Below are 14,024 nucleotides of genomic sequence, written 5' to 3'. Positions count from 1 at the left end.
CTGAGACATAGTTGATCCAATTAATCTGCGCAGTTATTCTTGATTTTGCGATCAAAGCTGCACCACGAGGGGGTTATAGAGCAATTGCCAATAGCCCCTATATTACGGTGGTATTATCATTAGTCAGTTTTAGACGTCATGAACAGAGCTTAATCGAATAGAATACTGCTATTAAACTGTTGAATGTCCTTGCCATTCGCATGCTGTGCAACGTGATTAATTGAATTCAATAACGGTGTGGGCTTGAAAAAATGATGCCCCGCACAGATCAGTGTTCCGGTTCCTGATAATGAAGCACCAACTGCAACAGATACCGCACTGGCACTTCCTGCTGCTAAACCGGTGAACAATGCACCGGGGCCTGTCCATGCACCTAACGCGAAACCGATGCCAAAGCCGATCACTGCAGCAATGACCGTAACAGCCGCAGCGTATGCCAGAGCTAATAGGGCACTTTTTAGTTCGTAATGTGTTCCTTTAATCGCTTTGTTACACTTTGCGACGAATGATTTTAAGCAGGGTTCTTTGTCATATATGGTTGGATCTTCAAGTGCGTCCAGTAGATTATGTGTTTCAATTCCCAGTATTTTGATGATTTTCGGGGATAAATTCTGGGCTTTATTGTTTAACTGATCCAGCGCACGATACAATTCAGAATCTTCAATGCATCGGTTTCGAGCATTTAGAATAGTCTTTCTTTGTTCGATTTCGTTGAGTAATTCTTGCGTTTTCTTTAATTCTTCTTCTTGTCTGAGCAGGACCAATTTGCGTACTTCTAAAGTAATGAGATTCAATAATTCCTGTGAACCATTTGCATTCCTTGCCGAAGTGGATAAAGCCGCTAAAAAGGGAATAAGTGCAAATTGTTGTTGTGCGTTCTCAAGAGCGTTTGGTAAAGCCGCATCGCTTTTAGTTCCTACCAATATTAACAGTGCATCAGGATTGAGTTGTCGGAACAGGGCAAGGTCATCATTGAGTTCATCGATTGTTTGTTGATCAAGGGCTTTGGATAAATCGACACAAACAAAGCCAAAATCTGAGTTGGGGAAAAAACATGAAGATAAGCCTTTATATTTGGGATTCCCGGACATATCCCATAAGCTTAGTGGAGTCTTTTTTATTCCTTCTCTATCTGGAATTTGGATGATGCTAAAATCAGCCCCAATTGAGCGGTTGTATCTTTGGCCGGCTTGATTAGTATAATCAGGATTGCTCAGCTGTTTAATTAACTCTGTTTTACCTGCACCTTCCGCACCAAAAATAAACGCTTTTAGTAACATTTTATTTATCTCAAGTTTAAGTTGTGCGTTATTATACGTCAAAGTGATAAAATCACAACCACTAATTGCCTTGGATTGATCCAGTTCATTATCTTCTCTTCGAGGAGTTCTATTGGGTTTTATAAATAATTCGGATTGAATTGATTGAGTTGTGCATGTCAAAAAATAATAGGAATGATCCCGGGACACATCAAGGTGTAACCCGGGATTCAGGATTAGCCCTGGTTTGAATCAGATGAGTTTCTCGCAAAATAATTCAAATCCAGTTCTCGTGCAGCTTTTACATCATCAAGACGTTTTACGGGTAGGGTATGAGGCGCATCTTTCAGCAGATTAGGATTATTCGCAGCCTCCTCTCTGATGGTTTTCATCGCTTGAATGAAACCATCCAATTCTTCTTTACTTTCAGTTTCAGTAGGCTCTATAAGGAGGCATTCCGGTACAAGCAAAGGAAAATAGGTCGTGGGGGCATGATAACGGTAATCCAACAGTCTTTTTGCCAAATCCATTGCCGTAATGCCGAAGCTCTTTTTCTCAGGACTCAAAGTCAGAATGAATTCATGAGAGGCTCTTCTACCAGGATAAGCGGGTGTAAATCCTGCTGAAGTTAATTTTTTGAGTAAATAATTGGCATTAAGTGTGGCGTATTCAGAAACGCGTAATAAACCTTCTTTACCTAAAACAACCATATAGAAATAAGCTCGCAGCAAAATACTGGCATTACCCATAAAGCAGGATAAGCGGCCAATGCTTTGTGGATAATCTTGTTTAGTAGCCCATTGATACTCTGATCCCGTCTTTTTCACAACAGGCAGGGGCATAAATGGAACCAGCCTTTTACTGACCGCGACAGGACCTGCACCTGGACCTCCGCCACCGTGGGGTGTAGCAAATGTCTTATGCAAGTTGAGGTGCATTACGTCAAATCCCATATCACCAGGTCTTACTTTTCCAAGAATGGCATTAAGATTGGCACCATCGTAATACAGTAACCCCCCTGCTTGATGCACCAGTGCAGCAATTTCTTTGATTTGCCGCATAAATAATCCCAGAGTTGAGGGATTGGTCAGCATGATTCCAGCTGTTCTGGGACCTACTTTACTTTTCAATTCTTCCAGATCAATGTCACCGTCTGCGCCGGTTGTAATTTCAATGACCTTAAAACCACACATGACTGCAGATGCTGGATTAGTTCCATGGGCTGCATCTGGAATCAGCATTTCATCACGAGCTGTATCCCCTCGTGATTGGTGGTAGGCCTTGATCATGGCTACCCCCGCAAACTCACCTTGCGAGCCTGCCATCGGCGTTAGAGATACTCCTGCCATACCGGTGATTTCTGCAATGTTGTTTTGTAAACGGTACAGTGACTCCAGGAAGCCTTGACTGTCTCTTTCCAGCGCTAATGGATGTCTATTGGCAAATCCAGGAATAGAGGCGGCTTTATGAACTCCTCGAGGGTTGTATTTCATGGTACAGGAGCCCAGAGGATAAAAATTGGTATCAATTGCAAAATTTTTATGGGACAAGCGGGTATAGTGGCGCACAACCTGTAATTCAGAGCAGGCGGGCATTTTGGGTGGAGTTTTACGTTGAAACTCAGCCGGTATCGCATAGGTGCTGTCTGTAATTTTAGGAGCCTGAGCTAAAGACTGCCGTCCGTTTTTGGATAATTCAAAAATCATCATAATAGGCCTTCCGTTTTTTGAATAAGTTCTTTGAACTCGTCTCGATACATCATCGGAGTGAACTCGATAAAGTGGTATTCAGCTATTTCAGCCAGAAAATAAGGATCTTTTTTAAATATAGATTCCAGGTATTCTCTATCATTAGTGTTGGCGATGATAATACCACCGGTTCGTGGCTTCATAGGACCTGAAAACAGCAAAAGTCCTTGTTTGTAATAGTAATCAAGAAACTCTCTATGAGCCTGCAGATATTTATCTACTTCATTAAGAGGGGTCAGATACGTTAATTGTACGATAAACATCAGGCACCTCGCTTGGTCATAATGGCGTTTAATGTTCGCGCATAAGTTGCGATTTCTTCTGGAGTACGCATTTCAGTAGCACAAACCAACAAAGTATTGGCCAGTTGTGGATAGTGATCGCCTGGTGCATACCCTCCTGCGATACCTGCATCTGCCAATTGCTTTAATACCTCGTCAACCGGTCGATTCAGCTTGAGTAATGCCTCATGAAAATAAGGGGCTTTGAACACGTGTTCGACGCCCTCAATTTCGATGAGTGCTTTTACTAAATCATGAGTATTTTGATGGCACTGACTGGCAACTTGCCGAAGCCCATCAGCTCCAAGTAAACTCATATGTATCGTAGCGGCAGTAACTAGCAAGCCTTGATTCGTACATATATTGGAGGTGGCTTTGGCGCGACGTATGTGCTGTTCACGGGCTTGCAGGGTCAGGCTAAACCCTATTTTGCCTTCTTTATCAACGGTACAACCGATCAATCGCCCAGGCATTTGACGCACATGGGCCATTCGAGTACTTAAAAAGCCAAAGTAGGGTCCACCTGATGCCATAGGGGAGCCTAAGGGTTGTCCTTCACCACAGGCAATGTCAACTCCGTGCGTACCCCATTGACCAGGAGGGTTCAGTAAGGCCAATGACACGGGATTGACGCATGCCACGCTGATCGTCTTGTTCTGATGCGCCCAGTCGGTGAGTTTGTCTACCTGTTCCAGACAACCAAAGAAATTGGGTTGTGCGATTACCAGAGCGGTAATATCTTCCCCAGAATATTGTTCCAAAGCAGATAAAGCAGTGATCCCTTGTTGCTCATCGAATGGAAGAGTAAGCACTTCAATATGCTGATTACGTACAACTGTTTCGATGGTTTCGCGATATAAGGGATGTACTGTGCCGGCTATTAATACTCTATTGGTTTTACTGTATTTATTCACTCTGACCGCCATGAGTACGGCTTCTGCAAGCGCAGTGGCGCCGTCATACATAGAGGCGTTTGAAACTTCCATACCCGTTAATTCACAGATCATTGTTTGGTATTCATACAATAACTGTAACGTCCCTTGACTGGCTTCAGCTTGATAAGGGGTATATGCAGTTAAAAATTCACCGCGAGACGCAATATCCCACACCGCCGCAGGAATATGATGCTCATAACATCCTGCTCCGATAAAACAGATACCGTTACGGTTTTTATTTGCTAAATGCTGCGCTTCTTTCAGCATATCCATTTCATTGATGCCAGAAGGCATATTTTGAAATCCGGCATATTGCAGCGATGAAGGTATTTCATCAAACAATGCCTGAATTTCGTTGACGCCAATCTGCGCCAACATTTCTTTGGTATCTTCAGGAGTGTGTGGAATATAAGGCATGATTAATTTTCCTCAGCTATCTCGTTTTGATATTGATCAGCACTCAATAATTCGTTAATTTCATTCAGATTACTGGGTTTGAGTTTAACCAGCCAACCCGCGATATAGGGATCTGTATTCACAATAGCTGGATTCTCAACCACCGAATCATTAACGGCAGTTACCACACCACTGATTGGAGCGTAAAAATCTGAAGCAGCTTTAACGGATTCAACAACACCTAATTCCTGTCCCGCACTGACTTCATCACCAATTTCAGGCAGTTCAACAAATACCATATCACCAAGTAATTGTTGTGCGTGATCGGTAATTCCTACAGTAACTTCATCTTGACCTGATTTTAACCATTCATGTGTTGCTGTGAATTTTAAATCATTCATTATTTTATCCTTATATAGAGTGCTTTTTTTACGAGAATTAAGTTAGATGGCTTTTCCTTGTTTCACAAAACGTGGTTTTCCTACTTGTGCTGGAACCAGTTTACCTCGTATGTCTACCATGACGGTGTCACCGGTTTCTACTGGAACGCGTGCCAGAGCAATCGAGTGCTCCAATGTTGGAGAATAACTGCCACTGGTTATTATTCCATCAGTGCAACCTTCAATAATCACTTTTTGACCATGACGCATGATGCCTTTATCCAATAGAGTGAGTCCAACCATTTTTCGCTTAACTCCCTGTTGTTTCTGGGAATATAAGGCACCCATACCGATAAAGTCTCGATCTTGAGGCTCCCATTTGACGGTCCAGGCGAGTCCTGATTCAAGAGGAGTGGTGGTTTCATCCATATCTTGACCATAGAGCATCATGCCTGCCTCCAGTCTGAGAGTATCTCGGGCGGCTAGTCCGCATGGTTTTGCTCCGGCTTTTACTAAATCATCCCATAATTGAGTAATAAGCTCCTTGGGAACGATGATTTCAAATCCGTCTTCTCCGGTGTACCCTGTGCGAGCAAAAAACCAGTTATCCACATCCACACATTCAAAGTTGGTCAGGGTTGAAACCGCATCGATTTGAGCTGGGCTTAGGACAGTCAAGGTTTTGGCTATGGCATTAGGACCTTGCACAGCAATCATCGCCAATTCTTGTCGTTCTTGTAATCCTACAGCAAATCCTTCACTTTTCTTACGAATCCAGTTGATATCATTTTGTCGTGTTGCTGAGTTGAGTACTACTCGATAATTATCTGAGGCACGTTGATAAACGATTAAATCATCAATAATGCCACCATGTTCATTGCACATACAGCTGTATAATGCTTTGCCATTATGGTGTAATTGATCGACGTCATTAGTCAGTAATTTACGCAAAAATTGACGTCCACCGGCACCAAGAATATCAACTATAGTCATATGTGATACGTCAAAAATACCTGCATCTTTGCGGACAAAATGATGTTCGTTGAGTTGTGAACCGTAGTGCAGAGGCATATCCCAGCCATGAAAATCAACCATTTTTGCGCCACTTGCCAGATGGGTGGCGTGAAGAGGGGTTTTTGCAATCATTGCATATCCTTATTTATCACCTTGATGCTTGTGATTATACTCGTTGCGATTAAATTTGCGAGATTTAGCTTTTGATTTTTCACATTATTAGATGAAATAGCTATATACTGTAAATTTAAGGGATTTTTATAATGAATTGGCTTAATTCTGGGAGATGGGTGCTGGATTTAGGTTGGTTGAGCTTTCTTTTCATACTTTTAAGGCATTTTTGGCGAAATCGATCAGACTTGGTGCAGTCAAAATCCTGGTTAAAGGTTAAAGGCCATATTATCCGTTGTGACTGGACCAAAGTGGGGCATAGTCACTGGCCTAAGGTTGAATACAGTTATCAGGTTCAGGATAAAGACTTGATTGGCGAGTATTTGTTTTTAGATACGTCACACAACAACCCCAATTCCAAATATGCCCGTCTGGTTGCATATAAAGCTGCGATGGCCTTTAAAGAGAACTCAGAAATTGATGTGTATTATAATCCGAATAATCCGGAACAGTCTGCTTTGGATGTTACTATTCCGGTTAAATTAAATTTTATTGTTATTGTACTTTGCAGCTTAATCGTTTTTCATATTGGGTTCATTGTTTATCGGATTATTGGGTAGTTTTTTCGGTTTCAGGAGTTTTACACTCACATGGAGGCTCTGTAATCCCGGCTTGTAAACTGGTTACAGCAAAACCTCTTACTCCTTGTCCTGAAGGCGCCTGGGTAAAGCTTAAGACAACCTTTAAATTTTGCTGCTGTTGGTATTGTGGATTTTTATAAACAACCAGCACTGTCATGGTTGCTTGCCAATGAGTTGGATCCAGTGTTGTTAATACAGGGGGTTGGGTGGCAACTGCGGTGACTTCGTATGAATTTTTCTGCACGGCTTCCGGTAATTTCGAGTCATTAAGGGCTTTGGTATACGCTATCCAGCCATCAGATGTAAAATATTTGGCAATTTCTTTCTGCTGTTGCAAGTAGTTTTTAAAGTCAAAAGTATACGTTGCTATAATGGCTTCATTTGCCCAGACTGCCAATTGCGTTCTATCTGGCGCTGCGATTCCTGTATGGGGTGCCAAAAACAATAATAAGCCAGCTGCAATAGTAAACAGTTTAGTCATCGATGTATTCTCAATAGTGGTATGGTTCCAGTTTAGTCCTATTGTGCGGGACTTACCTCAACATTGTGATGAATCATGGTACGTGTGTCCATACATCATGAGCCAATTAAAACTGATTGAAAGTTTAATATAAAAAAAACCCCGGTTAAAGTACCGGGGAACATTATGTGTCTGAATCGGATGGTTACAGACACTACCCCGCATAAAGAGGGGAAAGCGGGGCAGAGTATTCGGGGGGGAATACTCACAGATTTAGACACGGGGTTCGCAAGAAAGTTCAATATTTATTCAAAAAAAAATACAATTACCCACGTCATCTCGAACGTAGTGAGGGATCTCTCAATACAGGCAAAGCACCATATTCAGGAGATCCCTCGTTGCAATCGGGATGACGGCTCTCAGTTTCGTCATCAATTTAATGCTCCTTGTTGTAATAATATTGGCTTCTGTGTAAAATTTCGGCCCTTTTAAATTATGGATATTAAATCAATGTATTCAAGTAAATTTTTTCAAATGTTCGAGGGGGCATCCAGTACTCCTGCAATTAGAAATGAACTCTTACAACACAGTGATATAGAGCATATATTGTCCCATGCTCAATCAGGTTCTCTAGTGGTTTTAGACATTGATGATACGATAGGGCGAGTACCTCAAGCTATAGGCCTTGATTCCTGGTTTCGTCTGAGATTACAACAACACGCTGCAGATGGACACACTCCATCTCAAGCCCTTCTTTTGACTATCGAGATTTACAATTTGGCTCAATTGGCTTCAACAGAGATGGTGCCTGTCGATAAATCCAAAAATGTCGCTGATATTATTGAGCAATTAAAGAAAAATCAGGTAACTGTCATTGGTTTAACTGCTCGAAATCACATCTTGACTGACAAAACACTGTCGTTGCTTGATAGTCTAGGGGTGTCTTTTAGCAGTGGAGTTCTAAACGATGCCACTTTTACTCTTAATGACAAGCTCGTGGAAATTAAAAACGGAGTCATTTTTGCAAACGGCAATGACAAAGGCCACTGTTTTGAGTATGTGGTAAGTCAAGGCTATTTATTACGAGACATTGGCTCTTTTCATAGCATCGATTTTGTAGATGATAGTGAGCGAAATTGTCACGCTGTGCATGCTGCCTTTGAACGAATGAACATTACTATGAGTAGAGTTTGGCATTACCCTTATGCTGAACTGCACTTAACGTTTACAGCGGTTGATCAGAAACGTGCTGATATTCAAGAGCTGCATTTATTAGAAAAACAAGTTTTATTAACTGATGAAGAAGCGGATCAATTACTGTCTGCTCCCTGTTCTTCATTTTAATTGCGAGCACAAAGCCTGGATTACGTTATCAAGATGTCGTTCTCTTAATGGCGAGTACAATCTTATCCATGTTCTTTGTTTTAATTATGAAACGATCCAGGCAAAACACCGGGGCAGGGAGGCTCTTAGTATAAAATAACACGGTATTGATCCAAAATAGAGATCTTGCCAGATCATTTTGCCTTGGTAAATCGCATGACGTATACAGCTTCGCACCATTTTGTGGTATTTTATTTGCAGTGGGACTTACGAAAATGCTTACTACGAAATGCTTACTAAGCCCTGTCTAAAAATAAGGTATATAAGCTATGGTTCGTAACAGCCGTTTTTATTCTGCAAACCCTGATACAGTCGGCCGATTCATTAATCGCTGGGACATCCTGTTACTTATTTTAATCTTTTCCGTTTTGTTCTTTTTAGGCTGGGCTGGATCGCAAATGGCCACCCCGTATCAGTTGGGTGATCAGATCCCTATTTCTTTGGCTCCCTCCAATCTTCCTTTTTATGCTTTGCGCACTGTTTTACGCTTATTTATCGCTTTAATTTTTTCCATTATATTTACGTTTATAGTGGGCGCATTGGCCGCTAAAAACCGTCGGGCAGAGCAAGTCATTATTCCTGCTATTGATATCTTGCAATCCATCCCCGTACTCAGTTTTTTATCCATTACGGTTACAGGCTTTATTCATTTGTTTCCCAACAGTTTGTTAGGCCCTGAGTGCGCTTCCATTTTTGCTATATTTTGTGCTCAGGTCTGGAATATGACCTTTGGCTTTTATCAATCATTAAAAACTTTGCCTCATGACTTAAAGGAAGTTTCATCCATGTTCCGGCTTTCGGCATGGCAGCGATTCTGGAAGGTGGAAGTTCCATTTTCCATGTCCGGATTATTATGGAATATGATGATATCTATGTCGGCAAGCTGGTTCTTTGTGGTTTTATCTGAAGCCATTTCTGTAGCCCATCAAAACATCCGATTACCTGGTGTTGGGTCATACATCGCTTTGGCTATTGCCCAGAAAGATTTGCATGCGGTGGGTTATGCGATACTGACGATGATGATCGTCATTTTCTTATACGACCAAATTCTGTTTCGACCTTTAATTGCCTGGTCGGAAAAATTTAAAGTGGAACAATCACCGGATGAATCGGAATATCAATCCTGGCTTATTGACTTGATTCGCGGCAGTCGGTTGATGAAACGATTTACCAAGGGAATTGGGATATTAGTCGGTGGTTTTGTGAACGCCCGATGGTTACGCATCAGTGAACCTAAAGCGGTCAAGGAGATTGATTTTAAACGGCAGAAGCGTCTAGATCGGATATGGAGCGCTCTGGTTCTGTTGTCTATAGTCAGCGGCAGTTGGTTGTTATTAAGATTTATTCTTGCTGAACTAAAGGTCAGCGATATTGTGCATGTATTTTTACTTGGAGCGGCTACAGGAACACGAGTTATCGTGTTAATTATATTAAGTTCGTTAATATGGATACCGGTTGGAGTATGGATAGGTTTAAGACCTCGAATAGCTCAAAAGATACAACCTGTAATACAGTTTGTCGCTGCCTTTCCAGCCAATTTATTTTATCCTCTGTTCGTCATCGCCATAGTTGAGTTTCATTTAAGTGTAGAAATATGGGTTACTCCGCTGATGATTTTGGGAACTCAGTGGTATATTTTATTTAATGTTATCGCTGGGGCATCAAGCATTCCAAGGGACTTATATCTTGCTGCGGATAATTTTGGTCTGAAAGGATGGAATTGGTGGAAGCGCCTGGCCTTGCCCGGTATTTTTCCATTTTATATCACGGGCGCAATCACTGCCGCAGGCGGCGCCTGGAACGCCAGTATTGTGGCTGAATGGGTGAGTTGGGGAAACATTACGCTTCAAGCGACTGGATTGGGGGAATACATACAAGCCAGTACAACAGCTGGTGATTTTCCAAAAATTGCTCTGGGGACTGCGATGATGTGTATTTATGTTTTGGCTTTTAATCACCTCATCTGGCGTCCACTCTATCGATTAGCTGAAGAGCGTTTTAATTTTAATTGAGGCACTTATGTCTGAAACCATTATTGCCATAGAAAATCTGAGGAAGTCTTTTAAAAAGGCTTCTTCTCAGGATTTGTTGGTCCTTGAGGACGTTAATTTCAAATTACAGGAAGGTGAAATAGTCGCTTTATTGGGAAAATCCGGTTCGGGAAAGTCGACCTTGTTGCGGATTATTGCCGGATTGGTTGCTCCTTCGAGCGGAACGGTTACTTACAGAGGAAAACCGGTTACCAGACCTGTGGAAGGAATCGCCATGGTCTTTCAATCTTTTGCGTTGATGCCTTGGCTGAATGTGCTGGAAAATGTTGAACTTGGACTTGAAGCACAAGGAGTCAGTCGTGATGAACGCAGGCATAGAGCGATCGAAGCCATCGATATCATTGGTTTGGACGGTTTTGAATCTGCATTTCCCAAAGAGTTGTCGGGAGGAATGCGGCAACGGGTCGGTTTTGCTCGTGCTTTGGTCATTAACCCCGACGTTTTGCTAATGGATGAACCGTTTTCGGCGCTCGATGTTTTAACTGCAGAAAACTTAAAATCCGACTTGCTGGAACTCTGGAAAGAAAAGAAAACCAACACCAATGGGATATTATTGGTCACCCATAATATTGAAGAAGCGGCTACTCTTGCGGACCGTATTGTTATTTTTGGAAATGATCCTGGATATATTCGTGCAGAATTACCGGTGACTTTGCCACAACCCAGAGATCCTGAAACGCCAGAATTTCGTGCCTTAGTTGATAAGATATATACTTTAATGACGACGGGTCCTAAAGAAAAGGCGAAGCGTGCGCAAAGAGAACGTCAGATTGGCTTAGGCTACAGATTGCCTGATGTTGAGCCTTCAGAATTATCCGGATTGATTGAAACCATGAAGTCATTCGAGGAGCGCATCGATTTACCTGAGCTTGCTGATGAGCTCATGATGAATATTGATGATCTGTTCCCTATTCTTGAAACTCTGGAAATTCTTGGATTTGCCAAGGTATCAGCCGGAGACATTCAACTGAGTGATTTGGGAAAACAGTTTTCCGAGGCTGATTTGCAGGAGCGCAAGCAGTTATTTGCTCAACGACTATTGGAAAAAGTACCTCTTGCCCGCTACATCCGCAGAGTTTTAGATGAAAAAGTAGGGCATCGTGTTTCTGAGGAGCGTTTTTTAAGTAAATTGGAAGATTATTTGAGCGAGAAGGAAGCGGATCGCGTTTTACGAACAATGATTGACTGGGGGCGTTACGCTGAAATATTTGCCTATGATTTCAATACTGGAATTTTAAGTTTGGAAAATCCGGGTAAGGGTTTATAGGGCGAGGCTTGGGTTTACACCTTATTGAGACATGGCGTTTACCCTCTTTGTTTGTTTCCCAAATCAAGTAGACCTGATAAGGGAAACAAACGAATCGATTAAGCAGATTTTCGTAACAGATAATCTAATATCTGGAATAAACGTTCCTGGCTACCAGCCATTTGCAGATCGGTTTTATATTTGCTGTTGATTACAAACGCAGGAACGGCATTGATTTGATAACCAGCCATTAAGGTCATGCCATTTTGCACTCGCATATCAATCGTCGGTGAGTTTTCAAAAGCACTTTTGGCGATTTCTCTATCAACACCATGAGCTATAAAAAAATCAATCATGGATTGTTTTGATGCCAAAGGTTTTTTCTCTTCCTGGATGGCTTTGAATAATTGAGGATTCAGTTTGTCTGATAAGGCTAAGGTTTTGGCAGTATAGTATGCTTTTGCATACAATTCCCAATCAGGTTTGAACACTACTGGAACGCGCTCCAGTTGCACATGGCTCCCCAATTTTCCTGCCCATTCATTAACTGACGGATCGATTTTATAGCACCAGGGACAACCGTAGCTGAAAAACTCGGTAACTACGGGGACTTTACCTTTATTTGCCGATTGTTGGGGATTGCTAACCAGTTGGTAATCTTTCCCTTCTACAAATTGGGCGGCAAAGGCCATAACAGGTAACAATAATAAAATACTGACTAATTTTCTTAACATGTTTTATTCCTTAATATAAACCTTCAATATAATGGGCTACTGCTTCCATATCATCCTGAGTCATCCTGGCGCTGATATCTTGCATGATATGGTTTAGGTCATTTGTTCGTTTACCGTCTTTAAATGCCTGCAACTGCATCACAGTGTACTGTGCTTTTTGGCCTGAAAGAACAGGAAAACCTGCCTGGGCGTTACCTGTTCCTTTGGGGCCATGGCAAGCAATACACGCAGTGATGTGTTTATTAAAATCACCACCTCTATAAAGTTGCTCGCCTCTTTGAAGGTATTTTTTAGGTGTAGAGCCTTCAGCGAGCGGCATTTTAGCATAGAATGACGCCAAGTCATTCATATCTTGTTCATTAAGATGGGCTATCATTGCAGTCATTGTAGGGGCGATACGCACCTTGCCTTCTTTCATGTCCTTTAATTGTTTGACCAGGTATTGTTGATGTTGGCCTGCAAGATTAGGCCATTCTGGGGAAGGACTAATGCCTTGTTGACCGTGACAGGCCGCACATACTTGAGCCAAATCTTGCCCTTTTGGGGGATTTTCCTGCGCGTATAGAACTAATGGAAAGCATAAGATGAGAATGAGCGCTAATTTTTTCATCGTTATCTCATAATAAATTGATAATTTAATGGTACACTGCTTAGGTCAAAATCCCAAAATGAAATTATATTCCATGTTAGTAAATTTATATTCTAAAGCAGTATTTTTAAAAAGTGCAGCCCGAGTTGACCAATTACCTGAGGATACAGGCTATGAAGTGGCTTTTGCAGGCCGATCAAATGCTGGTAAATCCAGTGCTTTAAATTGTTTAACCGGTATAAAAAGCCTTGCCAGGACGAGTAAAACACCAGGTCGTACACAATTAATCAATTTGTTTTCTTTGGACGAACAACGCCGATTGGTTGACTTGCCGGGTTATGGATATGCAAAAGTAGCGCTGCAAGTGAAATTGGAGTGGCAGAAAAATCTGGCGCATTACCTTGAGGTACGAGAAAGTCTGAAAGGGCTGATTCTGTTAATGGATGTACGCCACCCATTAAAGGATTTGGATCAAATGATGGTGGATTGGGCTTTGAATCGACAGCTTCCGGTGCATATTTTATTGACTAAATCGGATAAATTAAGCCGCAGCGAAGTAAAAAATACAGTGCTTAAAGTGCGTAAGCACTATGATTTGGCAGATCATTTGATTTCAGTGCAATCGTTTTCATCGCTTAAAAAAGACGGTATTGATGAGTTGGTTGCACTATTAAACTCCTGGTTTGAGTTAGACTTGGTATGACTTGAACACGAGTGATCGGGATACAATCTAAGTTTAGAGTGTTGTATACAAAATCATCTCCCTTTCAAGCAATCATTCGTAGAGTTTTAAATC

At 41.7% G+C, this 14,024-nt stretch carries 14 protein-coding genes; 5 read left to right on the top strand and 9 right to left on the bottom strand.

What is annotated here, in order from left to right; genetic code table 11:
• Window positions 1-149: 149 nt before the first annotated feature.
• Genes G543_RS0116225 through gcvT form a run of 6 tightly spaced genes read right to left on the bottom strand, consistent with a single transcriptional unit; the run spans window position 150 to window position 6,145 of the window.
• A complete protein-coding gene (locus G543_RS0116225) occupies window positions 150-1,469 on the bottom strand; it encodes an ADP-ribosylation factor-like protein (protein WP_028385465.1) in 1,320 nt (439 codons plus the stop codon).
• A 26-nt stretch (window positions 1,470-1,495) separates the two neighbouring features.
• Window positions 1,496-2,968: an aminomethyl-transferring glycine dehydrogenase subunit GcvPB gene (gene gcvPB, locus G543_RS0116220; protein ID WP_028385464.1), complete on the bottom strand. Its 1,473-nt coding sequence runs from the start codon at window positions 2,966-2,968 to the stop codon at window positions 1,496-1,498.
• Window positions 2,965-3,270 carry a YciI family protein gene (locus G543_RS0116215; RefSeq protein WP_028385463.1) on the bottom strand — a complete coding sequence of 102 codons (306 nt, stop codon included), beginning with the start codon at window positions 3,268-3,270 and terminating at the stop codon, window positions 2,965-2,967. Before G543_RS0116215 ends, gcvPB begins: the two co-directional genes overlap by 4 nt.
• Window positions 3,270-4,640: an aminomethyl-transferring glycine dehydrogenase subunit GcvPA gene (gene gcvPA, locus G543_RS0116210; protein WP_028385462.1), complete on the bottom strand. Its 1,371-nt coding sequence runs from the start codon at window positions 4,638-4,640 to the stop codon at window positions 3,270-3,272. Before gcvPA ends, G543_RS0116215 begins: the two co-directional genes overlap by 1 nt.
• A gap of 2 nt (window positions 4,641-4,642) precedes the next feature.
• Window positions 4,643-5,020 carry a glycine cleavage system protein GcvH gene (gene gcvH / locus G543_RS0116205; RefSeq protein WP_028385461.1) on the bottom strand — a complete coding sequence of 126 codons (378 nt, stop codon included), beginning with the start codon at window positions 5,018-5,020 and terminating at the stop codon, window positions 4,643-4,645.
• Between the two features lie 42 nt (window positions 5,021-5,062).
• The gene (gcvT, locus tag G543_RS0116200) at window positions 5,063-6,145 is read right to left on the bottom strand and encodes a glycine cleavage system aminomethyltransferase GcvT (RefSeq protein ID WP_028385460.1); all 1,083 of its coding nucleotides are present in this window, start codon (window positions 6,143-6,145) and stop codon (window positions 5,063-5,065) included.
• 131 nt (window positions 6,146-6,276) lie between these two features.
• Here gcvT and G543_RS0116195 point away from each other — a divergent pair, with 131 nt between their 5' ends.
• Window positions 6,277-6,744: a DUF3592 domain-containing protein gene (locus G543_RS0116195; protein ID WP_028385459.1), complete on the top strand. Its 468-nt coding sequence runs from the start codon at window positions 6,277-6,279 to the stop codon at window positions 6,742-6,744.
• Here G543_RS0116195 and G543_RS0116190 read toward each other — a convergent pair.
• Window positions 6,734-7,246: a DotI/IcmL family type IV secretion protein gene (locus G543_RS0116190; protein ID WP_028385458.1), complete on the bottom strand. Its 513-nt coding sequence runs from the start codon at window positions 7,244-7,246 to the stop codon at window positions 6,734-6,736. The genes G543_RS0116195 and G543_RS0116190 overlap by 11 nt on opposite strands.
• A gap of 489 nt (window positions 7,247-7,735) precedes the next feature.
• Between G543_RS0116190 and G543_RS0116180 the strand changes: the two genes are divergently transcribed.
• From G543_RS0116180 to G543_RS0116170, 3 genes are all read left to right on the top strand, one after another.
• The gene (locus G543_RS0116180; RefSeq protein WP_028385456.1) at window positions 7,736-8,569 is read left to right on the top strand and encodes a DUF2608 domain-containing protein; all 834 of its coding nucleotides are present in this window, start codon (window positions 7,736-7,738) and stop codon (window positions 8,567-8,569) included.
• A 308-nt stretch (window positions 8,570-8,877) separates the two neighbouring features.
• Window positions 8,878-10,620 (top strand): ABC transporter permease, encoded by a 1,743-nt coding sequence (locus tag G543_RS0116175; RefSeq protein ID WP_028385455.1) that lies wholly within the window; start codon window positions 8,878-8,880, stop codon window positions 10,618-10,620.
• A 7-nt stretch (window positions 10,621-10,627) separates the two neighbouring features.
• A complete protein-coding gene (locus tag G543_RS0116170) occupies window positions 10,628-11,926 on the top strand; it encodes an ABC transporter ATP-binding protein (protein ID WP_028385454.1) in 1,299 nt (432 codons plus the stop codon).
• Between the two features lie 98 nt (window positions 11,927-12,024).
• Here the strand turns inward: G543_RS0116170 and G543_RS0116165 are convergent, their stop codons facing one another.
• Both G543_RS0116165 and G543_RS0116160 read right to left on the bottom strand, forming a co-directional pair.
• Window positions 12,025-12,639, bottom strand: coding sequence for a thiol:disulfide interchange protein DsbA/DsbL (locus tag G543_RS0116165; RefSeq protein WP_028385453.1), 615 nt, complete (start codon window positions 12,637-12,639; stop codon window positions 12,025-12,027).
• A 10-nt stretch (window positions 12,640-12,649) separates the two neighbouring features.
• Entirely contained in the window at window positions 12,650-13,249 is a 600-nt protein-coding gene (locus tag G543_RS0116160) for a c-type cytochrome (RefSeq protein ID WP_028385452.1), read from the bottom strand.
• 73 nt (window positions 13,250-13,322) lie between these two features.
• On the opposite strand from G543_RS0116160, the gene yihA reads away from it, so the two are divergent.
• Window positions 13,323-13,931, top strand: coding sequence for a ribosome biogenesis GTP-binding protein YihA/YsxC (gene yihA, locus G543_RS0116155; protein WP_028385451.1), 609 nt, complete (start codon window positions 13,323-13,325; stop codon window positions 13,929-13,931).
• Window positions 13,932-14,024 lie beyond the last annotated feature (93 nt).

The organism is Legionella moravica DSM 19234 (genome assembly GCF_000423305.1).
Taxonomy (GTDB): Bacteria; Pseudomonadota; Gammaproteobacteria; order Legionellales; family Legionellaceae; genus Legionella; species Legionella moravica.
This window is presented reverse-complemented; position numbering and strand designations above follow the sequence as displayed.